The following is a 24360-nucleotide window of genomic DNA, read 5'->3' as shown; positions in this document are numbered from 1 at the left end:
ATGCTTGTCACTCTCAATGATTACCCACCACAACTGACCCTGATTGCTGATAGCGGAATTCAGTTTCTCGACTTTGGCCTGCAGCCCGCTCAGGCAGAAAGTTCAGTGGGTAAATTCGTGCGAAAAACCAGTAATGGTCCATTGCTGCGACTTGACCACGATGCCCTCAACGATCGCTATCTGCTCATGCAGTCCGACAATCAGACTTACGAAACGGTCAAGCCAGAATACAGCTATCCGTTACAACAATCGCTACAACTGCTTGATCGCCTGTGGTTACCGATGCCCTGGCTGCGTATTATCCCACCACGAACCTTTGTGGGCGGACCGGATAACTGGGCGCGCATGCGCATCGTCGCGCTTGACCAGCCGGATAGCGGCGGCAACAGCCACCGCCTTACTCTGGCATTTGATACCCGGGTTTATTCTGATGATCACCCGTATGCCGCACTGACCTTGACTGACAGCGATGTGACAAACGGTTCAATTTTTACTCTGGCCTGGCAGAACGATGAGTTAATTGATTTTCTTGACCAGACCTGGGTTGATGGCTGGTTGCGTGAAGTATTCAGCGAACAATCAGACGCCAAAGAAAGCCGCAGTTTATCCGATATAAATAGCGCCCTGCGTGAATTTGAATATCAGGCTCACTATCTGAATCTGCTGCATTTTATTGCCAGTGAACGACAGTTACCCACGCTAAAAATCTGTTCAGCTTCAGCACAGCAGCCGGCTGTTGACGTCGATTTGATTCTGGATGTCGGTAACTCGCATACCTGTGGCATTTTGGTTGAAGATCATCCGGATGACCGTCAGGGACTGAAACACAGTTATGAGCTGCATTTGCGTAATCTCGGTGAACCCACCCAAGGGTATAACGAACTGTTTGAAAGCCGGGTGGAATTTTGTCAGGCGCACTTTGGTAAAAACAATTTTTCACTGCAGAGCGGCCGTGATGAAGCATTTCTCTGGCCCTCGATGGTGCGGGTCGGTCGTGAAGCATGTCAGCTGGCACTTCAGCACGCAGGTCACCAAGGCCGCAGCGGTCTGTCGAGCCCTCGCCGCTATTTATGGGATGAAGATCCCTGGCGCGCTGGCTGGTATTTCAGTCAGAAAAAGGGGCTAAGCGGACAGCAATCGCCGGCAATAGCCGCCCCGTTTACCTGTCTGATTGACGATGAAGGTGAGCCGCTGTTCCAGCAGCCACCGGAGCAGCGCCTGCCGGTATTCAATCCCCATTACAGCCGCAGCGCGCTGATGAGTCTGATGCTGTGCGAATTACTTAGCCAGGCATTGTCGCAAATCAACAGCGTGGCACAGCGTTATCGCCTGTTGCGTAGCAGCGCCCCCCGCCAGTTACGCCATATTATTCTGACCCTGCCATCGGCAATGCCGAATGCCGAGCGGGAAATCTTTCGCCGGCGTATGCAGCAGGCGATTGGCCTGGTCTGGAAAGCGCTGGGCTGGCATCCTCATGATGCAGCGTTCAGCAGCGATGCCGATCGGGCGCTCAGCCGGCTGCCGGTGCCTGATATTCAGATGGAATGGGACGAAGCCACCTGTGGCCAGATGGTTTACCTTTATAATGAAACTGTGGTGAATTTTGCGGGTCGGGCTGACGCTTTTTTTGCCAGCATGGCACGACCCGATCGCCAGCGCGCGGCGGATGAAGTGCCAGGAAAAACGCTGCGTGTTGCCACAATTGATATTGGCGGCGGAACCACAGACCTCGCGATCACCCAGTACCATCTTGATGACGGCCAGGCTAATAACATCAAAATCAGCCCGCAATTGCTGTTCCGCGAAGGCTTTAAAAGCGCAGGCGATGATATTCTGCTGGATGTTATCCAGCGCTACGTATTGCCCAGTCTGCAGCAGGCATTTAAGCAGGCAGGCATGATTAACCCGGAAGCGGTAATGAGGCGCTTGTTTGGCCCACAAGGCCGCGCCGACGGGCTCTCTACCCTGCGTCAGCAGGTGACGTTACAAATTTTTATACCGCTTGGTCAGGCCATTCTGACCGCGTACGAGCATTATGATCCGCTCGACCTGACAGCTGAAATCGATAATCAGTTTGCTGAACTGTTGCCACAGCCGCCCACCGCGCAATTGCACGATGATATTAATCGCGAAATTCAGCGTGAACTGCCAGCGAAAGCGGCCCCGTTTAATATTTTGCACGTGACGCTGATTGTCCCCCTGGCGGGATTGCACGCTGAATTTATTTCTCCGCGTATGAATATTAGCCATAATCTGCGCGCGCTGACAGAACTGGTCGCCGCATATGACTGTGATATCTTGCTGCTTACCGGTCGTCCTGCCGCTTTTCCCGGGATACAGGCGCTGTTTCGCCACCTGCAACCGCTGCCGGCGAGCCGCATACTGTCACTGGATGGTTATCATACCAGCGACTGGTACCCGTTTAATAAAGACGGTCGTATTGCGAATCCAAAATCTACGGCGGTGGTCGGTGCCATGCTCTGTCTGCTGTCGCTCGATTTGCGGCTCGGTCATTTCGGGTGCAATGCCGGCGATATTCGCCCTTATTCGACCCTCCGCTATCTCGGTGTGCTCGACGACAATCAGGTCATGAGCGCTGGTAATCTTTGGTACAAAGAGATCGATCTTGACCAGGCGAATTATACCCTTGACGATAAAACATATTTTCGGGTTCGCGGTAATCTGACTCTTGGCTTCCGCCAGCTGGATAATGCACGCTGGCCCGCTTCCCCCCTGTATAGTCTGACCATTTGCGATCCCTTGCTGGCACGTAAAATTGCCGGTAATAGCGAATTACGGTTACGACTTACTCTTCGCCAGCGGACGCAAACAGGCGCTGCCGATGGATTTGAAATTGCCGACGCACGCCTGGATGATGGTAGTCAGGTTTCGCCCGGGCAGCTGCGGCTGACGTTAAATACCCTGGCAGCCAGTAGCCCCGGCGTGACGCATTACTGGATTGATAGCGGGAGCGTTTATAAATAATGAAACCGGTGACCAGTAAACATCTTGCCGCCCGGCTGGACGACAAATTTCAACAAACCGCGGCCGCACTGGATGATGCTCTTAGCTGGGTCAACAGCCAGCGCCAGCAGGTCCCCTGCCTTGAGCAGGAAGCCGACTGGCTCACGGTGAAATTGCGCCAGCTCAGTAATCAGGCGCGGCATTTTGCCGCCGCCAGTCAGCAGCCGTGCGCAGTGGGATTTTATGGTCTGGCCCAGGCCGGCAAGACCTATCTTATCCAGTCGCTGTTGCACGCTGAGAATAGCCGCTTAGTCATTGATGCCGGCGGGCATCCGCTTGACTACGCCCAGCAGATTAATCCGTGGCAACAAACCGCCACCCTGGTGCAACGCTTTACCCGTCAGCCACAGACTAACAGCAAAAAATGGCCGCTGCAGTTGTTGCTGCTCAGCGAAACGGAAATCGTCAGTATGCTATTTTCTGTCTGGCTGCAGCGCTTACCTGCGACAATGCCGGCTGACTCGCTGCTGGCAACGCGCCTGAAAAATCTGCTGCGTTACCGCCAGCGTGAAGCGCTAGCAGGGATAACTTGTGCTGATATGGCGGCATTAAGGGTGTGCTGTAACCGCGCCTGCTGGCCACAGCAGGCTGTGTTTGATCGCCATTTCTGGCCGCTGGCAACTACGCTGGCTCCGTGGCTAAATATTGATGAACGTGCGCAATTATTTTCGCTGTTATGGCATGATGCGCCGGATCTGACCGCACTGTACCGCCAGCTGGCCCATGTGCTGCATCAGCTTGGCCATGCCCGCCAGGTAGCTGCGCCCGCTGCGGCAATTGATGATGCCGGATGCAGTCTGCTTACCACCAGTGCCCTGCAGGATTTCAATACCCCGGCGGCCCTCACCCTGCAGGTTTGTCCGCGCCGCAATGGCAAATTACTAAAATCAGTGACCCTGTCACTTTCAGAGTTAACCATACTCGCCCGTGAAATCAGCTTCCCCCTGCACCAGGCCCCGCAACTGGCACTGTTTGAACAGGCAGATATTCTGGATTTTCCGGCAAGCGGGGCAACAGATGAAAGTGACCATCGCGCCATGCCCCTGGCACTGGAAGCCATCCAGGCGAAACGTTCATTGTTACTGACGCTTGCCAGTGAGGCGCAGCAAATGCACTGGCTGCTGGTCTGTACTGCCAGTACCGACCGGACTAATACGCGTCTGCCAGCAGCGATGCTTACCGGTTGGCTGAATCAAACACAGAGTGACCAACCCGATCAGCATGCAGGCCGCCAGCCGGGGCTAATATGGGCATTAACCCCTTATGATCACAAGGTTACCGGCGGGGAAAACTACGATCTCGCGATTCAGCGTGCAATTGGCCAACCCGGTAAGCGCTGGGAAAGTATGACGGTCAGCGATGATAAAGGGTTACTGCGCCTTGCCAGCTGGCTGACCAGTGAGGTGAAACAGGACCGCCGGCTGACACACCTCAGTGGACAGCACCAGGAATTATGCCGTGAATTACGTGATAATGTACTCGCGCGCTGGCTAGCTGATGACAGCACAACTGCGCCGTCGGCAAAGCAGCGTATTGCCAGCCAGGTTATCAAGGCGTTACAGCAACGGACGGGCGTGCACGGCGAACTGCTGGAGCGACTGTTACCCACACGCGATAGCCTGCGTTATCTGTTTATACAGCAGCACCAGCGTGAGCTGGCGCAACACGATGGCAGTACCCTGGGGACCGCCCATCCCTTCAGTATCGGCATCAGCCTTGACCTGCTCAGCACAACGCCACAAGCGCTGGTTTCGCCACAGATAGACACCCCGTCTGGCGGTGAACATGCTGTATTTGCCCATCAGGTCTATTGTTTCTGGATAAATCACCTGCGCCAGCTGCCGGATAACCGCTCGCTGCAGCTGCTGCTTGATGTCAGTAAACCTGTCCTTGAAATGCTGACCACTGAGCTGATCACCGGCAGTTTGCGGCTGGAGATTGAACAGGCGTTGCAGATTGCACTCAGTGACAGCACGTTGAATGCGCTGCCGGTAAAACACCTTGCTGAACGCCAGGTTTCTCTGGCCCTGGGCGTGCTGTCAGACTATGTAACCTGGCTGGGTTTTCAGACGCTGGCAGAGGATCAGAAACCCGATAGCCGTATCCATCCCGGGGCAAAAATTTTTGCCCGCCCAGTGAGCATTCCCCCCGCGGCGGCGGGACAACGGCTGGCGCGTCTGCCAGAAGTCGCGCTAAATAACGCGGCTTATTATATCTATGACTGGTTAATCGCCCTCAATCAACTGATTGTACAAAATGCCGGTTACCCCTCTTCGCCGGCGGTGAGCGGCAGCGCGCGCCAGCAGCTGGTGAACATTATTACCCAGGCGACGGCCGGATGCAGTACAGAAAATCGTAGTGACACTGTCACTTAATTATCAGCCGAAAGGCGCCATCTGTCTCCTTTTCGGCTTCTTTTAATAAGCTAATCAGCGCAGAAAATTGCTGTGGATCGGCATGCTGATGGAAATGACGTAAGGTTAACTGAAACGGTAAGGCAATTTCGCCGGTTATGGCATCCCATAACGCATCAAGATTATTGCCAAAGTGGCTGCTCAGGTTGAGCCTGCTGGCAAACTGACGATAAAACTCGGGCACGGCGGCAATAGTACGAAAATCTAGACTGAGTTGCTGGATCATTGGTTCACCTGCTGGAAGTGTTGGTAATGATCGTGAGTGACGAATATCAGCCCATCACTGGAGTAAAGCAGTCGGTCGCTGCCGCGCCGGCCGCAGCGATAGTTAATATCCGCCTCAAACCATTTACGCCCGGCCTGTTGCGGTAATTGTTGTTCACGATTACTAAAACGGTCTCCGCCAATTGCCCTCCCCGGTAGCACCTGACAAAGGTTACCCTGAGCAGGATTCCAGCCCTGGCGGCGGGCCTGGTTTTTACTGATATAAACATCCGGTAAACGCTGATGCTGCTGTAGATAACTGATCACCCGCTGCTGACGGGTCAGTGCTGTAATATCGTCCGTCCGCGCGCGGGTCTGCTGCTGGTCATGGCGCGTGGATATCTCTGCGCGCTGATGTGGCTGACGCAGTCCATAAATTGCGGCGACGACAGCCAGCAATGCGGCAATAATTAATCGCTTACTCATAGATTATTCACTTTAAAGGAATGCGCCATTACGCCGCATCATACCAGCCCGGCTGCCCGTAACTCGCTTTTAAGATAGGCGTAATAAAGCGGTGCCGCCACCACGCCAGCCAGGCCAAATGCTGATTCAAAGATCAACATCGCCAGCAAAATTTCCCAGGTTTTGGCATTGATACGCGTACCAAAAATACGGGCATTAATAAAATATTCCAGTTTATGAACCAGAACCAGAAAAGTCAGGGCAATAGCAGCAGCTTCCAGAGAAAGAGACAGACCAACCAGCACAATAACGGTATTAGAGATCAGGTTGCCAATAATCGGTAACAACCCGGCAAGAAACGTCAGCACCACAATGGTTTTGCCAAAAGGAAAATGCAAACCAAATAGTGGTAGCACGCCAAACAGAAACGCGCCGGTCAGCAGCGTATTAACCAGCGAAACTTTAATTTGTGCAAACACCACGTTCTGAAACGAGGTTGCCAGGGTAGCCAGTCGCATCAGCAGCGCACTTTTCAGCGGCAGCATAGTTTTTCCATCGTGCAGCGTACTGCGCAATGAAATAATTGCGCCGAGCAGCATGCCAATCAGCATTGTGGCGACGGTATGGGCCGCAGTTTTCCCTAAATCCTGAACCACCACCAGGTGTTCACGCAGCCAGCCAATTAACTGCGTTTGCAGTTCATCTATATCCGCAGGCAGGTAACGAACAATCACCGGCGACAAGGTATGCTGGGCATCATTCAGCAACTTGCTGGCGGTGGCATGAAAAACCTGAGCGTTGCGGAAATCGTGCAGAAAAAAAGCGATAATTTTGCTGATGCCGGTGATAAGACCAAGAATGATCAGCATGCTGAGAGTCAGAATAATAATCCAGCGTGCCGCCTGACCTTTAACCAGCCTTTGCACCCATGGGGTCAACGCCACTATGATCTGGTAGACAATAAAACCGGCAAGAAAACAGGGTAACAAGCGCAGAGGAAAGATTAGAAACAGCGCCAGTGCAATCAGAACATAGCTGGCTAACTGAATATAATCCTGCCGCTGGTGGTGACGTATCTCCATTTCGATCCCCGTCGAAAATGACAAAAAGAAAGGCGGAGAAGTATACAACAGAGTGCGACACTTGAGTACAGCGGAAAGGCGCGGGCAATCAACCCGCGCGTTATGATTAATTTGTCTGGCAACTCTCGGTGCGGGCCTGACGTCGCCAGGCTCCCGGTGACTGACCAAACTGACGTTTAAAGCTACGATTAAAAGATTGCTGTGAATCAAAACCAAAAGAAATGGCAACATCAAGGATAGGTTCCGCGCCTCCGGCCAGACGTTCAGCGGATTTTTTCAGGCGTCTGCCGCGAATATATTCACCCAATGGACGGCCAGTGTACTGTTTAAACATGCGCTGCAGGTGCCATTTTGAATACCCTGCCCGCTCTGCAACGCTGTCAAGATCCATTTTCCCTTCAATATGACCATCGATCCACTTTACGAGATCGTCAATAAAATCATGATGATTCATCAGACTTCTCCTTTCTTATCTGGTTGTTTCCCTGATGCCAGCTTCAATGACAGGGCAACCTCTAAAAAGTAACTTTAACTGGAACATTTAATTACGGTAGAGGAGCACGCCATAAAATGCAAGTTTAAAAATTACTTTTTAGTCAACCGGTCGGTTTACCCTGAGCAGTGAAGCCGGACACAACACCGCACTTAAATCAATGAGTTTGGAATATTTACTGTACGCGTTTTGCCCTCCGTGGACTGACGACATGACTCTGGCCGTGGATGCCCTGGCTGCTCTCCTGCAACCGGACACCTTTTTGTTGTGGCATTTTTCTGTGGCAGGATAAAGCAGAGCAACTAAAGCGACTAATATTGCACTCTGTCACACTGTGTGCCGCAACATGCCGGTGATAATCATCTTTCATAAGACGACCGACATCTTACCTGTTTTAAGACAGCTGATACTGAAATGATCTTTATTGAAGATTTACTAATCTTATTTCTGATTAAATAATGCTGGTACAGCCCTTGCTATTCCCATTAGCGTACAGTTTATATTAATGCATGCACGATTAACAATTAAATTTATTTAATAGACATGCCAGTTTCATCATTTTCCGCTAATCATTTGTGGTCCGGGACATTTCAATATTTTTATTAATGGTCGGCTTTCGTCAGGTTATTAATCAATACTGGTGGTTAAAAATAACAAAATTAGCCGGCGTAATGAAAATAAAAACAACTTTTTGCTGCAATATATAACAAGCTATTATTTTTTAAGACTGCGGTATTATGCTATGCCATTCCCGGTGACTGCGCGTTAGCTGTCACAAAGTCTGCATGTGGCAAAGCGGGTGACTTTTCACGCCGCTAAAGTGTTGCCCCAGGCTGAGCCGGTTTTTCATCCGCGAGCGGACGCCGATCGCGCTGGCAAATTTCATGCAGAGCATCAGCAACCGTCCGTTTTTTCAGGACATTCATCGACGCCAGCTCTGCTTCTTTCGCCAGTTCTTTAAAAAACCAGCAGGTATTTGCCGACACCACGCATCGACCGGCCACCTGCGGACGTTGCGGTAACAGAGGCTTATCTTCAATCACCGAGCTGTAAATATCACACAAGGTGATTTCCGCTGCCGGCCGCCCTAGCCGGATGGTGCCACAACGCCCCAGCGTCGATACAATAATGCCATCCCGGGTCAGTGGCACCATAAGTTTGCGCACAAAGCTGGGATTGGCTTCCAGCCCGACAGCAAGAATTTTACTGGTACTGCGTCGCCCTTCCCGTTCTGCCATGGCAATGCTGAGCACCATTTGTAAGGCGGTAGGAAAGCGTAAATCAAGCATAATAATATCCTTGCTTTTTTCCGATTTTCAGGTCAGACCGCAGTTATTAAAACGCACTAAAAATCATTGAGGTATAAAAATCTATTAAAATCTGTTGACAAATAATATATCACAGCGTCGACACCATGAGAAGTCAGACGCTACGCCGTAAATAGCTATATCACCAGTATGCTGAATAGCAGGCGATTATTGCTGTTATAGCGGCACAATGGGATCATTCCGGACAGCCAATTTTATCCTGATATTGCTGCAGCGAACCGGAGCTTTATTCTGCGGACCCGCCAGCGGGTAGCTGCCATTTCAGGGCCGCCACCAGCAGCAGATTAAACAGGCTTAGTGCAAGCAACATCCACAGCGTGGCTCTGGCGCCAAAGCTGGCATAAACGCTGGCCGTCACCAGCGGGGTGAGAGCCTGACCAATCAACGCTGGCCGCGCCATACGCCCCATGACAACCGCATAGTCCTGCGCTGATACCATCGCCAGCGGCAATGTGCCACGGACAATAGCCCGTAAACCGTTACCCGCACCGTATAACACCATGGCCAGCGCTGCCGATTGCGGTAGCAGTGTCAATAATAGCAGCCCCAGCGCCACCAGCCCCACAGAGAAAAAGGTGGTCCAGATGGGGTGACTTCGGCTAAATAACATATCGACCATACGTGAAGCCACCTGGCACGGCCCCGGAATAGCACTGAGCGCCAGCGCGGTTGTCAGGGCGTAACCACTGGCCTGTAGTAGCACAATCAGCTGCACCGAGATTGCGGTCATAATCACCGATGCCAGGGTAAAAATGGCGCAGAGTAACCAGAACAATGATGGCGCCAGCGCGCTGTCGCCAGGGGACAATGATTGCCGTTTGTAGCCGGGTGTGAGCGCTGCCGTTGCGGGTAAGGCCATCCTGTACATTGGCCAGATACAGACGATCAGCATAGCGGCCCAGATAAGACAGGTTTCTCGCCAGCCAAAGAGCGCAATTAATGCTGCCAGTCCGGGCCACACCAGCGTGGTACAAAAACCGGAAATAAGCGTGATACCGGTGATGGCCCGGCGGGCAACAGCGCTGTATATTGTGCCTAGCACGGCAAACAGCGCATCATAAAGTCCCATTGCCATTCCCACGCCAATCACCAGCCATGCCAGTAAAAACAGCCATAAGCTGTGACTAAGCGCAATGATAATCAGCCCTGCGGCTATCGTTAACCCGCTGCAAGCCAGTAACTGTCTCCCGGCACCCGCAGCGATAATACGCCCGCACAGGGGTGCCAGCAGTCCGGAGACCAACAACGCCAGCGACAGGGCACCGTACACCCAGGCCTGCGGCCAGCCGGTATCGCGTATTATCGGCTGGGCCAGCACCGCCAGCAGGTAAAATGATCCACCCCAGGCAATAATCTGCGCAATGCCTGACAAAACAATCGAGTAGGTCGCGGGTTTGGCTGAAATCATTATGTTGTCCGTTTATGCGCAGGCGCACTGCACAGTCTGTCCCTGAGCGTGAGTTGCCAACGCCCGGTGCTGCTGTTTATCCCATTTTTATTACAGCAGCATCTGCGGGGATAATGTCATTGTATTGTATTTCATCCCGCATGATGCTGAAAAGAACCTTAAGTACATCGCATTATGGGGTTTTCTAAAATTCCATAGGTTTTAATTTGATCCCCGGGCTAAATCAACCACAATACAGCACATCGATATTATTAGCGGACAGATTCTGCGCTAACCTGCAACGGGCGTTTTATTTCATGGAAGCAACCATTACCTCTGTGTCGCGCAAAACCGCATGGCTGCGTGTCATCATGATGGCCATCGCAGCCTTTATTTTTAACACCACGGAGTTTGTGCCGGTTGGCTTACTGTCAGATATTGCCAGTAGCTGGTCAATGCAGACTGCCGAAGTGGGTATTATGCTGACGATATATGCCTGGGTGGTGGCGGTGATGTCGTTACCGATGATGTTACTCACCCGCAACATAGAACGCCGGTTGCTGATAGCGGTGATTTTTGTGTTGTTTATCATAAGCCATGCCCTCTCAACCATCGCCTGGAGTTTCAATATTCTGGTGCTATCGCGTATTGGCATTGCGCTGGCCCATTCAGTGTTCTGGTCCATCACCGCTTCACTGGCTATCCGTGTGGCACCCGCCGGCAAAAAAACCCAGGCGCTCAGCATGCTGGCAACCGGCACCGCGCTGGCGATGGTACTCGGCCTGCCGCTGGGGCGTTTAATTGGTCAGTATTTAGGCTGGCGCAGTACCTTTGGCGTGATCGGGGTGGTGGCGCTGATAACGTTAATTTGTCTGGTACGCCTGTTGCCAAAACTACCCAGCGAACACAGTGGCTCGCTAAAAAGTCTGCCGCTGCTGTTTCGCCGGCCGGCCTTGCTGGCGTTATATCTGCTGATTGCGCTGGCGGTCACGGCCCACTATACCGCCTACAGCTACATTGAACCCTTTATGCAGGTTGTCGCCAACGTAACCGGTAACCGCACCACATTTTTGCTGTTACTTTTCGGTGCGGCAGGCATTCTTGGCAGCGTACTGTTCAGTACGCTGGGCAACCGTTTCCCGGCAATTTTTTTGTTAGTGGCATTAATCATTATTTCGTTATCGATGCTGTTGCTGTGGCTGGCTGCACCCTACGGCCCGGCGATTGCCCTGCTGAGCATCATCTGGGGGATGGCTCTGATGATTATGGGTCTGGCGGTTCAGGTCAGGGTGCTGGCGCTGGCGCCGGATGCGACCGATGTGGCAATGTCACTACTCTCTGGTATCTATAACATTGGCATTGGTGGCGGTGCACTGCTGGGTAATCAGATCAGTCTGCATCTGAGTATGGCTCAGGTTGGCTATGCCGGCGGCATTATCGGGGTGATTGCCACAGGATGGTGCTTGTGGAGTTTCCACCGCTATCCACAGCTGCGGGTACACGGCCAGTAGCCGGAAACTGGCGGGAAGTATTGCTATTCACACGGTGAATACAGAAGGTCGCGGACAGATATCACAACCTGTTCGCGACCCGCTAAAGCCGTTTTCTATTCGCCGGGTGCAAGGTTAAAACGCCACCCACTCATTTGTGCCACTAGCGGACTGGCGCGCCAGCGATGGCTCCAGGGGGCCGTCAACGGTCGGCAGCGCAGCAGAACTACTTTCCTCTGAGGTGAAACGAAAGTGGGCGACGGACTGGGCAAGATTAATCGTCTGCTGTTCCAGCGCATTTGCAGCAGAGGCCATTTCAGCCACCAGCGAAGCGTTTTGCTGGGTAACCTGATCCATCTCATTGACGGCCAGACCAACCTGACTGATGCCCTTGCTCTGTTGTTCAGAGGCGGCCGCAATATGCTTCATAATATCGTTAACGGCACTGACAGCTGTTAACATCTCTTGCATCACTGCCCCTGCATCATTCACCAGACGGTTACCTTTATCCACCCGGGTGACTGAGTCTGCTATCAGCGCATCAATTTCTTTTGCTGCACTGGCACTGCGCTGAGCCAGGTTACGCACTTCGCTGGCAACCACTGCAAACCCTCTTCCCTGTTCGCCAGCTCTGGCCGCTTCTACCGCCGCATTCAGCGCCAGAATATTCGTCTGAAAAGCAATGCTATTAATCACATTGGTGATATCTGCAATTTTATGGGCGCTGCCAGCAATTCCTTCCATGGTGACCACCACCTCCTGGACCAGCTGACCACCCTTGCTGGCAGTGGCAGATGCGGTATCGGCCAGCTCACTGGCCTGACGGGCGTTATCGGCATTACATTTTACCGTTGCCGTCAGTTGCTCCATACTGGCGGCGGTTTGTTCCAGTGCCGATGCCTGTTGTTCGGTTCGTGAGGAGAGATTCTGATTACCGCTTGAGATGCGGGCGGCATCATGATGTATACCGTCACTGGCCTGGCGAATGGTGCCTACCGCCTCAAGCAGACTCTGCTGCATACTGCATAACAACGGTACCAGTCTGCCAAGACAATTACGGCCAAATTCATCCATTGTCTGGCTTAAGTCACCCTGTGTGATCAGCGTTAACTGGTAGCGAATTTTATCCAGTGGCCGCACCAGCATTGTGACCAGATAGCGATCGGAGAAAATCAGCATCAGGATCCCTATCCCTACCGCTATCACCAATACCGCCTGCGTCAGATGAATCCGCTTATCAACATCGCGCCGGGTATTATCCAGAGCGAGGCTGGTCGCTTGATTAAATTTTTCAATTTCTGCGCCAAACTCGCGGCTCAGTACAGGGGTGACCTCGTTCGCCTGGCGATGATATGCGTTCAGATCTGCCTGCTGGGCATAACGCATCTGAGGCAGAATGCCGTCATTAAGTAAACGTTCCCAACGCACGATGACCGCCTGCGTCAGCGGCGTGTTCTGCGCCGCAGTGGAACGGTTTTTAAATTGATTTAGCTGTTCTACCATAGCGTCAAGCGCATGCTGAGCTGCATTGATGCTGTCGGCGCCAGGCATCTGACCGGCCTCACGTAAGCTAACCACCCGATAAAGGCGAGTAATAAAACGAAAATACTGATCGTTACCCTGATTGAGGGTAGCCATCTGTGCCACCAGCTGACGGTCCATATGATGGTCAGCGCCCAGTTTGTTGAGTGCATATACACCATAAAAACTCACGCCTCCCCAAAATATGCAAAGCAGACTAACCACCCACAACATCACACGGCGAATAGTAAAATTTTTTAGTATTCTCATAATATTTTCGTCCTTACGACTTTGAATTGACAGCGCCTGAGCTAAATCTCAAACATCTATATCGGCAAGGCCGGAAAAAACCGTATGAGAATTCAGAAAAGTTAATAAAAAGCGGTTACAAAATGAGAAGTAACCTATCTGTACTAAGACATAAATCACCAGCTTCTGCCGCCCTCTGCACCATAAAAATGCAGCAAAATTACAGCCGTAATGCACGCCCGTCCATGACAAGCCGGTAAGAATGAGGGAATATTTATTTGATTAGTATGACAAATAAATAATGTTTCCTTACCACGAATTATGCAGTAAATTCGGCACGGTAAAAATGTCATTGAGGGTTATTTCATGTTTTCTGCAATTAATGGTGTGTTCAGTCGCCTGGCCGATCATCCCGATTTAGCAAAGCTGATATTACGACTTAGCGTTGGTATTTTGCTGCTCCTGCATGGACTGCATAAAATTCAGCACGGTATCGGCTGGATTGAGCATTTACTCCGGGCACATGGTTTACCCTCCTTTATTGCCTATGGCGTCTACTTTGGCGAAGTGGTGGCACCGATCATGGCCATTATTGGTTTCCTGACCCGCCCGGCGGGATTTATCATTGCGCTGAACCTGACAATAGCGGTGCTGCTGGTTGGTAACGGCCACTGGACACATCGTACTGCTACTGGCGCATGGGCGCTGGAAAGTGAAATGTTTATCTTTACTGGCGGTCTGCTGATTATGCTGCTGGGCGCGGGTAAATATACTTTTATTCGCGATAGCCGCCTGCAATAACCACCACCAGAGTATGGGCTTTGTTTTGCGGCGACGACATTACACTACTTGCCGGCGCGCGACCAATTCCATTACTGTAGGTTATGGACAAAAATAACCTGTTTACCCAGCGTATTCGTCTGCGCCATTTGCATACCTTTGTTGCCGTTGCGCAACAGGGAACCCTCGGACGAGCAGCGGAAACATTAAATCTTAGCCAGCCGGCATTATCTAAAACACTTAATGAGCTGGAAGAGCTGACTGGCGCGCGTTTATTCGAACGCGGCAGACTTGGCGCCAGACTGACCACGCTGGGTGAACAGTTTCTGACGCATGCCGTTAAGGTACTGGATGCACTTCATCACGCGGGTCAGTCATTTAATTCCGATAATGATGCGCCTACGCTATTGCGACTCGGCGTATTAACCACGGTTGCGCTGGGCATGCTGCCTTCTATTCTCCACCTTTTTCATCAGCAGCAGCCTAACACCCTGGTGCAGGTGGCTACGCTGCATAACAACGTATTGCTGGCCGGGCTCAGGGGCAACGAATTTGATATTGGCATCGGACGCATGGCCACGCCGGAAATGATGGCAGGATTAAACTATGAACTGCTGTTTCTTGAGTCACTCAGGCTGGTGGTTCGCCCCGATCATCCGTTGTTAAGTGACAACGTCACACTTTCCCGGGCAATGAACTGGCCGGTGGTGATTTCCCCGGAGGGAACAGCCCCTCGCCGTATTGCCGATAATATGCTGAAAGAACAAGGCTGCCAGCTTCCCGCTACCGTGGTGGAAACCTCGGCGACTTCACTGGCCCGTCAGCTGGCCTTACGCTATGACTATGTCTGGTTTGTTCCTTCTGGCGCAATAAAAGAAGATTTAGCCCATAGCGCTCTGGCAGCCTTACCCATCGCCTCCCATGGTCCGGGCGAGCCTGTCGGAATTATTACCCGTTCAGCCGATACGCTCAGCGTCGGCGCTGAGATACTGCTGTCTGCTATTCGCAAATTGCAGGCGGGTTAATCTTAGCGCCTGCGTTTGCCGGCAGTGTGGCTGGCGAGCACAGCACCAGTATGCTTTTTGCCAGGCTGCACCGGATGGCGAAAAAACGATGGATTCAGAGTTCTCATCTGGATAAGTGTGCCTGAAGAACGGGCTTTAGAGTAAACACATAGCAAAACTGGCATTTTTTTCATTACTGCGTGACAGGCGCCACATGCCGCTCTTTATCACCACAGTTTATGGTCAGGAAAGGGGGAAATCCGACGCCGCGGAACGCGACAGCGTACTGTTGAGCCGCGTGGATACAGACAAAACGCCGGGTATTGCATGCCGGATAAACCGGCATGATGACAACTGGCCTGGGTGCCCAGGCCCTTCGCTGTACCGCCCCACGCCGTATCAAGGCCGCTATTTCTTCCATGACGGCCCAGGGCTGGGCTGGCTCAAAAGCGCATCGATATCCTCAGGCGCGAACTGAGGGAGCTGTTGCGGCAAGGATCGGATGAAGTTGGGGCTGAGTCGCAGAAAGGCATCGTCCTGTGATGAATACGGACCGGGGCTGGGACTGCTTTGAGCCAGTCTCAAAAGCGCATTTATCGCCTTATTTTTTTCATCATTTATTTCATCCTCAGTGAGCGCAGGCTGCTGTTGCGGCAAGGATGGCATGCGATTGGGGCTGAATCCCAATTTTCCCCGTAAGGTACTGCCTTGTGCTTGATTATGCTGGCTATGGTGGTGCATATGCACTGTTGGGCTGCGCTTTAGGGTGCTCAAATAACCAGAAGGCTTGTTACATATGCTGCACCCAAAAAGTTTAACTCCCTTATGGAGGTGCTTATAGTTTATCAGATCGCCCCGTTGATTAAAAAACTGGCCACATTGGCAGCACACAAAAAAATGCTCTCCCAAATGCGAATGCGATTGTCGAAGATGGACTTGCATCTCTTCATGTTGCTCAAATAACGCTGGACAATAGCGACACTTATATACCATATAATTTCCCTTACAAGGTTATCCCTATGTTTTTTTTTAAAGAAGTCCTGGCCCCGCAGCCTGGCTTTTTGTTTCAGCCTCAGCGATAAGCCAGGACTTTACGCACTGCCTGCACCTGACTATCGAAGGTCACCATATGTGACAGGGGGATACCAGACCTGTTTGCACAATCCGTGAATACACAAGATACCTGTGCAGACTGCACGCAAATATCAACGGAATAATGCAAATGACGCAAAGTGTTCCACAACAGGGGCGTGCTCAGGCTATCTCCCGTATGGGTCAGTTTATGCCTGATAAGTCAAGGGAAGAAAAAATGGGGTATCACCTGCCTTCACTGGCGGAAACGTTGATGTAGCGAATAAACAAAGTTGAAGGTAAGACGCTCTGTCAGTCCTTTAATGCAATGACCTCAGCGCTGTTGCGCGACTGCATATAATAAATTAGTAAAAATTGATTTGAATCAATAATAATTAACTTATCATGCTTTTACACCCGGCTTTTTTACCATCCTGACACATTTAGCCGGTTCATTCTGACAAAATAAAATGTTAAAATTGACCTCAATCAATATATGGTTGGAGCCAGATTATGATTCCGGAAAAGAGAATTATTCGTCGCATTCAGTCTGGTGGCTGTGCCATCCACTGCCAGGACTGTAGCATCAGCCAGCTCTGTATCCCCTTCACACTTAATAATCATGAATTGGATCAGCTGGATAATATTATCGAGCGTAAAAAACCCATTCAGAAAGGTCAGACGCTGTTTAAAGCCGGAGATGAGCTGAAATCGCTGTATGCAATTCGTTCCGGAACCATTAAAAGTTACACTATAACTGAACAAGGTGACGAGCAAATTACCGGTTTTCACCTTGCCGGCGATCTGGTGGGCTTTGACGCTATTAGTGCTCATCAGCACCCCAGTTTTGCTCAGGCACTGGAAACCGCAATGGTCTGCGAAATCCCTTTCGAAACCCTTGACGATCTCTCCGGGAAAATGCCCAATCTGCGCCAGCAGATAATGCGCCTGATGAGTGGTGAAATCAAAGGCGACCAGGAGATGATTTTACTGCTGTCAAAGAAAAACGCTGAAGAACGGCTGGCGGCTTTTATCTACGGTCTGTCACAACGCTTTGGTAAACGCGGATTTTCACAGCGTGAATTTCGTCTGACTATGACCCGGGGCGATATTGGCAATTATCTCGGTCTCACGGTTGAAACCATCAGTCGCTTACTGGGACGTTTTCAGAAAAGTGGCTTGCTGGAAGTGAAAGGGAAATACATTACCATTGCCAATCATGAAATGCTGACTCAGCTTGCCGGTCAGTCCCCTTGCCTTGCCTGATATACTGGTGCGTTCGCGGCAATTAAGCGCGAACGTACCAACGCCAGTTCCGTTACTCTTATTTATTCGGGCTATGATGCTCAATCATACCAAAATTCACGTTCAGTTAAATATGGCGAAATATGAAAGTAATTTTTGGAAATTACAGTCTTTTTCAAATTAGTTCTGAGCCATATCTACTTGTATAGTGAGTTCAGGGAAAGTTAAATTATAAAGAGCGTACAGGTGTATCAGCCATGATAAATAATGTCACTAATCAACGTGCTGTCTTTGGGCACTGACACTCTGTGATTATCCCTCTTCTTCCCCGGCCATTATTCAGCTATCTTTAAACCTGAATCTTCAGGTGTATGGAGCGCTGTCTATGGTTAAGTATCAAAACATTCTCGTTGCGATCGACCCGACGCAGGATGATCAACCCGCGCTGCGGCGTGCGGTTTATCTTAATCAGCGTCTCGGTGGCCGGATTAAAGCCTTTCTGCCTATCTATGACTTTTCCTATGAAATGACCACACTGCTGTCCCCCGACGAGCGCCTTAGCATGCGCAAAGGCGTTATCAGCCAGCGCACCGAATGGATTCGCGAGCAGGCAAAGGTTTATCTGGCCACCGGAGTGAATATTGATATCAAGGTGGTGTGGCATAATCGCCCTTACGAAGCCATCATCCGTGAAGTGATGGAAGCCGGTCATGACCTGGTACTGAAAATGACCCATCAGCATGATCGTCTGCAAGCCGTGGTATTTACTCCCACCGACTGGCATCTGCTGCGTAAATGCCCCTGCCCGGTATGGATGGTCAAAGATCAACCCTGGCCCACTTCGGCAAAAGCGCTGGTTGCGGTAAACCTGGGCGGTGAAGAACCCCACCATGATGACCTGAATAAGAAACTGGTGCAGGAAACCAGCGAGCTGGCGGCGCTGGTCAATCACACCGAAGTCCATCTGGTCAGCGCCTATCCGGTTACGCCAATTAATATTGCGATTGAACTGCCTGATTTTGACCCCAGCGTTTACAATGACGCCATCCGCGGTCAGCATCTGATTGGCATGAAAGCACTGCGCCAGCACTTCGGTATCGATGAAAAAATGACTCATGTGGAAAAAGGACTACCGGAAGAGGTTATTCCGGAGATTGCGCAGCACCTTAATGCCGGCGTGGTTGTGCTGGGTACAATCGGCCGGACCGGTATCTCAGCCGCCTTTCTCGGTAACACGGCCGAACAGGTTATTGATCATTTACGCTGTGATTTGCTAGCCATCAAACCTGATGGCTTCGTCAGCCCCATCAATCCGGAAACCGACGAAGAATAGTAGGCTAACGCCCGGTTAATCAGGCCCGCTGCAGCGTGCCTGATTACTTTTCAGCCATTGATCGAATGCGGCTTAATCCTGCAGTTCTTTGAGAAGTGCATCTACGGTGGCTTTAGCGTCACCAAACAGCATCTGGGTATTCTCTTTAAAGAATAGCGGATTCTGCACCCCGGCATAGCCAGTATTCATTGAGCGCTTAAACACCACGACGTTTTGTGCTTTCCAGACTTCCAGCACCGGCATGCCGGCGATAGGACTGGCGGGATCATCCTGCGCTGCCGGATTAACCGTATCATTGGCGCCAATTACCAGCACGATATCGGTATCGGCGAAATCGCTATTAATCTCATCCATTTCCAGCACGATGTCATAAGGTACTCTGGCCTCTGCCAGCAGCACGTTCATGTGCCCCGGCAAACGTCCCGCCACCGGATGAATGGCAAAACGTACCTTCACCCCGCGAGCCCGCAGCAATGCGCTAATTTCCGCTACCGGGTATTGTGCCTGGGCAACGGCCATACCGTAGCCTGGCGTAATAATCACCGAACGGGCATTTCTGAGCAGTTCTGCCGTTTCCTGTAGGCTGATTTCGCGATGTTCCCCCGTTTCAGCGGTCTGACCGGCGCTGCTGCTATCGCTGCCAAATCCGCCGGCAATGACACTGATAAATGAGCGGTTCATTGCTTTACACATAATATAGGAGAGAATGGCTCCGGAAGATCCCACCAGCGCGCCGGTGACAATCAACAGGTCGTTACTGAGCATAAAACCCGCCGCCGCCGCCGCCCAACCGGAATAAGAGTTGAGCATAGATACCACCACCGGCATATCCGCCCCACCGATAGACGCCACCATATGCCAGCCAAAAGCCAGAGCAATCAGCGTCATTATCAGCAAGGCAAAAACCTGGACACCACTGTTGTCTGTGCGTACAAAAGCAATAAGCAGCGCCGCCGACACAACCAGTGCCAGCAGATTAAGGCGGTGACGATGAGGCAGCATCAGGGGACGCGATGAAATTTTACCGCGCAGTTTACCGAAGGCGACCACCGAGCCGGTAAAGGTAACAGCCCCAATAAAAACGCCAAGAAAAACTTCGGTCAGATGGATATTTTGCATGATTACCGGCAGGTCCGACGCCCGATCGATATAGCTGTTATAACCAACCAGTACCGCGGCCAGGCCAACGAAGCTGTGCAGAATCGCCACCAGTTCGGGCATTTCTGTCATTTCGACTTTGCGCGCCAGATGAATGCCAATCGCCCCGCCGATGACCATGGCCAGCAGCAACCAGCCAATGCTGGCACTATCCGGTCCGGATACCGTAGCAACCAGCGCAATGGCCATGCCACAAATACCGAAAAGATTGCCCTGCTGCGATGTTTCATGCTTTGACAGCCCGGCAAGGCTTAAAATAAAAAGAATTGCGGCAACAATGTATGCTGCAGTAACTAATCCGCCAGACATTGATTACCCCTTAATTTTTACGAAACATTTTCAGCATGCGCTGAGTGACGGTAAAGCCACCAAAAATATTAATACTGGCGATCAGTACCGCAATAAAAGACAGCAGGGTTACCCATCCCCCCTGACCAATCTGCAACAACGCGCCAACCACAATAATGCCGGAAATCGCGTTCGTTACCGCCATCAGCGGCGTATGCAGGGCATGACTCACATTCCATACCACGTAATATCCCACGACGCAGGAAAGTGCGAAAACCGTGAAATGCGCCAGAAAGGCAGCCGGTGCCACATTAGCCAGCCAGCCAAACAGTATTAGCGCAATCGCGAACGACATATATTTACGCCACGGTGAACGGGGTGATTTTTCTGCCGGTTGACTGACGGCTGGCGGGGGCGATTGAGGAACCTCAGGCGCAACGGAAACCTGAATGGGCGGTGCCGGCCAGCTCAGTTCACCATCCCGTACCACGGTGACATGACGGATAACCACGTCCTCAAAGTTAATCTCAATCTGACCCTGATTATTTTTGCACAACAGCTTTATCAGATTGAGCAGATTCGTGGCATACAACTGCGACGCCTGGGTTGGCAAACGGGATGGTAAATCGGTATAACCAATGATTTTTACCCCATTTTCAGTGGTGACAACCTGGCCGGCAACGGTGAGCGCACAATTTCCACCGGTCTGTGCCGCCAGATCCACCACCACACTTCCTGGCTTCATACTGGCTACCATCTCAGCGGTAATCAGTTTTGGCGCCGGTTTACCCGGAATCAGTGCGGTGGTCACAATAATATCAACCTCTTTTGCCTGTGCCGCAAACAGGCTCATTTCCGCCGCAATAAACGCCGGCGACATTTCTTTGGCATAACCGTCGCCGCTGCCTGCCTGCTCAGCAATATCCAGCTCAAGAAATTGTGCGCCCAGACTCTGTACCTGCTCTTTCACTTCAGGTCGGGTATCAAAAGCACGCACAACCGCCCCCAGGCTGCCAGCCGCACCAATAGCAGCAAGGCCGGCGACACCTGCACCAATCACCATCACTTTTGCCGGGGGGACTTTGCCTGCAGCGGTAATCTGCCCGGTAAAAAAGCGGCCAAACTGATGGGCTGCTTCAACAATTGCCCGGTAGCCGGCGATATTGGCCATCGAACTCAGCGCATCAAGGGATTGCGCGCGTGAAATACGCGGCACCGCATCCATTGCCATCACGTTGATTTTCTGCGCCTGTAATTTTTCCAGCAGACGCGGATGTTGAGCCGGCCAGATAAAACTCATCAGGGTTGCGCCGGGACGCATTCTGATAATTTCTTCATCATCCGGAGCATTAACCTTCAGCACAATATCCGATTGCCACACCTGCACGGCATCGCTCACCGTGGCGCCGGCCTTTTTATAGGCCTCATCGTCAAAACTCGCCTCATGACCTGCGCCGTTTTCAATCACAACCTGAAAACCCAGTTTGCGCAATTGCTCAACGGTGCCGGGGCTGGCTGCGACCCGACGTTCGTCAGCTGCCCGTTCTTTAGGTACGCCAATTATCATATTTTTCCCTTGTTTGCGATTGAAGATAAGCAGCGGCACAACATCCCTTTATCCGCCGGAAATTGTGTCAGGCTGTGCAAAATCTGCTGGAAATATGTCTTACATTTAGCATGGCGACAAGATTGGAACAGCGTTTTACTATAAAAAAGCGGATAATGTCGCCCGCCCGGGTTTATCTGTTACTTTTTCTGCCGTTATGCCTCATTTTCTGCCGGTAAAATAGTTAACTTTTCTTTTTCCTGAGTAATAAAAAACAAACATAACAATAACTTAATATCATAGCTGTTATCATTTTTCGCTTATAGTCATGATACGCTACGCCGGGTCACCTGCGGGCGACAGACCGGCTGACCATGGTTACAGTTCACGTTCCTGTTTTGATGGCGTAAACTGGCTGAGACAGCATTCATTATTAGTGCCATAATCGGCGACTATTCTGTTGCACATCAAAAGTCAGACAGGTTTTGTTCCTCTTTTTGCGTTAGGCGAAGGATATTTTATATGAAGCTCAAGATTACCGTTCTGGCCTCTGCCCTGATCGCGCTGACCACGATGTCAGCACAGGCCGCTCAGGAACTGACGCCGGAACAGGCTGCCGCCCTCAAGCCATTCGACCGTATTTCCATTACTGACAAGTTCAACTCGATTAGCGATGCTAATGCGGCAATTGCCAAACGTGCCGATGACAGGGGCGCAGCCTCCTATTTTGTCCAGGGCATCAATGACCTGAACGGTAATGGCGGCAACTGGCGCGTAACGGCCGATCTCTACAAAGCGAATGCACCGCAACGTAAAACCGATACCCACTACCGTATTCTCAATGGCGTGCGTCAGTATCCGAAAGATGTTGCTTACTCACTTGAGCCTTACGACACCGTCAGCGTGAGCGGTTTTTTCCGCAGCCAGCCTGATGTGGATGACGCCATCAGTCGCGAAGCCGCCCGTAAAAACGCATACGGTTACTTTATTATTCGCCAGATTGATACCAACGACGGCGGTAACCAGTACGTCACCGCCTTTGTGTATAAAAAAGATGCGGCGAAACGGACGACTCAGGATACGTCCAACCTGATCCCTGCCGATTCTCAGGCAGGTAAAGCCGCCTTAGCGGCTGGCGGCAGTGCGGCCAAACGTGTAGCTATCCCAGGCGTTGCCAGTTCAGATACACCAAGCAACAGTGTTGGTCGATTCTTTGAAACCCAAAGTTCAAGCGGCAAGCGCTATACCATTACCGCGCCGGATGGTCGTTCAATTCAGGAAGTAAATGCCGTTACCGCTGCGCAGATGCAGCCGTTTGATAGTGTCACTTTTACCGGCCACTTCGGCACGCCGGCGGAAATCTCTGATGCCGTAGGTAAACGGGGCATCGAAAAAGGGGCGAAGTATTATCATGTAACGCGTGAATGGCAAAACCAGAGTGGTGGTAACGTGACTGTCACTGCTGACCTGTTCAAATAAATCACGCCAGACGGGTAAGCTGGCCCGGGCGACGCGCAGTGCCGAAAGGCACTGCGTTTTTTTTTGCATCAGGCGCCGCGTCAGGAGGATATCTGACTGCCAGCGGCAACGCCGACTGACAGCCGATCGCCTTCCAGCTGCAGGCTAAGCGGTTTAACATATTCAGCACGGATATTGTCGAGCTGCTTTTCACTGAAGCTATAAGGCAGCAGGATATCGAAGCGGGTAATATGCAGTTGTTCCGCCAGCGCGATCAGACGGGCAATATTGATTTCATCACTCACCTGGGTAGAAAGCACCTGCAACGCCAGTTCGCGCAGATCGTCGGCACAATTTTGCGCTTTTATCGGTGGGTTTTTGGTAACCATACCAAAAATTGGCATAACGCCATAAATTGCATCGACAAAGCTCCAGCGTTTTTTGCATGAAGCTGCAAGAAAATCAAGGTAGTTAATACAGACGTGGTTCCTGCTAGCGGACGACAGCGAGTTTCTGACAGACACCAAAATTCTCCTTTCAGCAGGATGAGCTGCTCCAGCCCGTCTGACCAATTCCATGGCTTATCATGACATAATTTCTAATGGGTATACTATCTCTTGCCAGATAATTCGGGTGATGCCTCTAATTGGTTGAATCTGATGTATAATGCGGGCTTTTGAGGTTCTCTTATGGCCAGCGTTAACGTTCATTGTCCCCGTTGTCAGTCTGTTCAGGTTTACCGCCATGGTCAGAACCCTAAAGTCTATGACAGATTTCGCTGCCGTGACTGCCACCGCGTGTTTCAACTCACTTACGCTTA

General features: G+C 51.4%; 20 protein-coding genes. 10 read left to right on the top strand and 10 right to left on the bottom strand.

Going from position 1 to position 24360, the window contains the following annotated elements; genetic code table 11:
- Both BL249_RS05485 and BL249_RS05480 read left to right on the top strand, forming a co-directional pair.
- On the top strand, positions 1–2985 hold the full coding sequence (locus tag BL249_RS05485) for a virulence factor SrfB (protein WP_099706728.1): 2985 nt from the start codon (positions 1–3) through the stop codon (positions 2983–2985).
- Complete coding sequence (locus BL249_RS05480; protein WP_099706727.1) at positions 2985–5399, top strand: virulence factor SrfC family protein; 2415 nt, start codon at positions 2985–2987, stop codon at positions 5397–5399. Before BL249_RS05485 ends, BL249_RS05480 begins: the two co-directional genes overlap by 1 nt.
- Here BL249_RS05480 and BL249_RS05475 read toward each other — a convergent pair.
- From BL249_RS05475 to BL249_RS05450, 6 genes are all read right to left on the bottom strand, one after another.
- Positions 5392–5664, bottom strand: coding sequence for a barstar family protein (locus tag BL249_RS05475; protein ID WP_241898842.1), 273 nt, complete (start codon positions 5662–5664; stop codon positions 5392–5394). The genes BL249_RS05480 and BL249_RS05475 overlap by 8 nt on opposite strands.
- Positions 5661–6128, bottom strand: a complete 468-nt coding sequence (locus BL249_RS05470; RefSeq protein ID WP_099706726.1) for a ribonuclease domain-containing protein — start codon at positions 6126–6128, stop codon at positions 5661–5663. Before BL249_RS05470 ends, BL249_RS05475 begins: the two co-directional genes overlap by 4 nt.
- 38 nt (positions 6129–6166) lie before the next feature.
- A complete protein-coding gene (locus BL249_RS05465; protein WP_099706725.1) occupies positions 6167–7189 on the bottom strand; it encodes an AI-2E family transporter in 1023 nt (340 codons plus the stop codon).
- A gap of 106 nt (positions 7190–7295) precedes the next feature.
- Positions 7296–7643: a helix-turn-helix domain-containing protein gene (locus BL249_RS05460; protein WP_099706724.1), complete on the bottom strand. Its 348-nt coding sequence runs from the start codon at positions 7641–7643 to the stop codon at positions 7296–7298.
- A gap of 854 nt (positions 7644–8497) precedes the next feature.
- Positions 8498–8971, bottom strand: a complete 474-nt coding sequence (locus BL249_RS05455) for an Rrf2 family transcriptional regulator (RefSeq protein ID WP_099706723.1) — start codon at positions 8969–8971, stop codon at positions 8498–8500.
- Positions 8972–9236: 265 nt separating this feature from the next.
- The gene (locus BL249_RS05450; protein ID WP_446717710.1) at positions 9237–10418 is read right to left on the bottom strand and encodes an MFS transporter; all 1182 of its coding nucleotides are present in this window, start codon (positions 10416–10418) and stop codon (positions 9237–9239) included.
- A 296-nt stretch (positions 10419–10714) separates the two neighbouring features.
- On the opposite strand from BL249_RS05450, the gene BL249_RS05445 reads away from it, so the two are divergent.
- Positions 10715–11908: a sugar transporter gene (locus BL249_RS05445; protein WP_099706721.1), complete on the top strand. Its 1194-nt coding sequence runs from the start codon at positions 10715–10717 to the stop codon at positions 11906–11908.
- A 114-nt stretch (positions 11909–12022) separates the two neighbouring features.
- Here the strand turns inward: BL249_RS05445 and BL249_RS05440 are convergent, their stop codons facing one another.
- Positions 12023–13678, bottom strand: coding sequence for a methyl-accepting chemotaxis protein (locus BL249_RS05440; protein ID WP_099706720.1), 1656 nt, complete (start codon positions 13676–13678; stop codon positions 12023–12025).
- 345 nt (positions 13679–14023) lie between these two features.
- On the opposite strand from BL249_RS05440, the gene BL249_RS05435 reads away from it, so the two are divergent.
- The 5 genes from BL249_RS05435 (at position 14024) to uspE (ending at position 19090) form a co-directional block, all read left to right on the top strand.
- Complete coding sequence (locus tag BL249_RS05435) at positions 14024–14458, top strand: DoxX family protein (protein ID WP_099706719.1); 435 nt, start codon at positions 14024–14026, stop codon at positions 14456–14458.
- Between the two features lie 83 nt (positions 14459–14541).
- Entirely contained in the window at positions 14542–15462 is a 921-nt protein-coding gene (locus BL249_RS05430) for a LysR substrate-binding domain-containing protein (RefSeq protein ID WP_099706718.1), read from the top strand.
- Between the two features lie 1201 nt (positions 15463–16663).
- Positions 16664–16792, top strand: a complete 129-nt coding sequence (locus BL249_RS19360) for a hypothetical protein (protein WP_256385429.1) — start codon at positions 16664–16666, stop codon at positions 16790–16792.
- A 233-nt stretch (positions 16793–17025) separates the two neighbouring features.
- Positions 17026–17778: an FNR family transcription factor gene (locus BL249_RS05420; protein WP_099706716.1), complete on the top strand. Its 753-nt coding sequence runs from the start codon at positions 17026–17028 to the stop codon at positions 17776–17778.
- A gap of 364 nt (positions 17779–18142) precedes the next feature.
- Positions 18143–19090, top strand: coding sequence for a universal stress protein UspE (uspE, locus tag BL249_RS05415; protein ID WP_099706715.1), 948 nt, complete (start codon positions 18143–18145; stop codon positions 19088–19090).
- Between the two features lie 72 nt (positions 19091–19162).
- Here uspE and pntB read toward each other — a convergent pair whose 3' ends face one another.
- The gene (gene pntB, locus BL249_RS05410) at positions 19163–20557 is read right to left on the bottom strand and encodes a Re/Si-specific NAD(P)(+) transhydrogenase subunit beta (protein ID WP_099706714.1); all 1395 of its coding nucleotides are present in this window, start codon (positions 20555–20557) and stop codon (positions 19163–19165) included.
- A gap of 10 nt (positions 20558–20567) precedes the next feature.
- On the bottom strand, positions 20568–22103 hold the full coding sequence (gene pntA, locus BL249_RS05405; RefSeq protein WP_099706734.1) for a Re/Si-specific NAD(P)(+) transhydrogenase subunit alpha: 1536 nt from the start codon (positions 22101–22103) through the stop codon (positions 20568–20570).
- A gap of 501 nt (positions 22104–22604) precedes the next feature.
- Between pntA and ydgH the strand changes: the two genes are divergently transcribed.
- Positions 22605–23561: a DUF1471 family protein YdgH gene (gene ydgH, locus BL249_RS05400; RefSeq protein WP_099706713.1), complete on the top strand. Its 957-nt coding sequence runs from the start codon at positions 22605–22607 to the stop codon at positions 23559–23561.
- Positions 23562–23641: 80 nt separating this feature from the next.
- Here the strand turns inward: ydgH and BL249_RS05395 are convergent, their stop codons facing one another.
- On the bottom strand, positions 23642–24064 hold the full coding sequence (locus BL249_RS05395) for a hypothetical protein (RefSeq protein WP_099706712.1): 423 nt from the start codon (positions 24062–24064) through the stop codon (positions 23642–23644).
- A gap of 165 nt (positions 24065–24229) precedes the next feature.
- On the opposite strand from BL249_RS05395, the gene BL249_RS05390 reads away from it, so the two are divergent.
- On the top strand, positions 24230–24360 hold a 131-nt coding region (locus BL249_RS05390), incomplete at its 3' end, for an IS1 family transposase (RefSeq protein ID WP_342634060.1).

Source organism: Erwinia sp. OLFS4, from assembly GCF_002752165.1.
Lineage (GTDB): Bacteria > Pseudomonadota > Gammaproteobacteria > Enterobacterales > Enterobacteriaceae > Izhakiella.
Note: the sequence above shows the minus strand (reverse complement) of the source record. Positions and strands in the feature narration are given on the sequence as shown.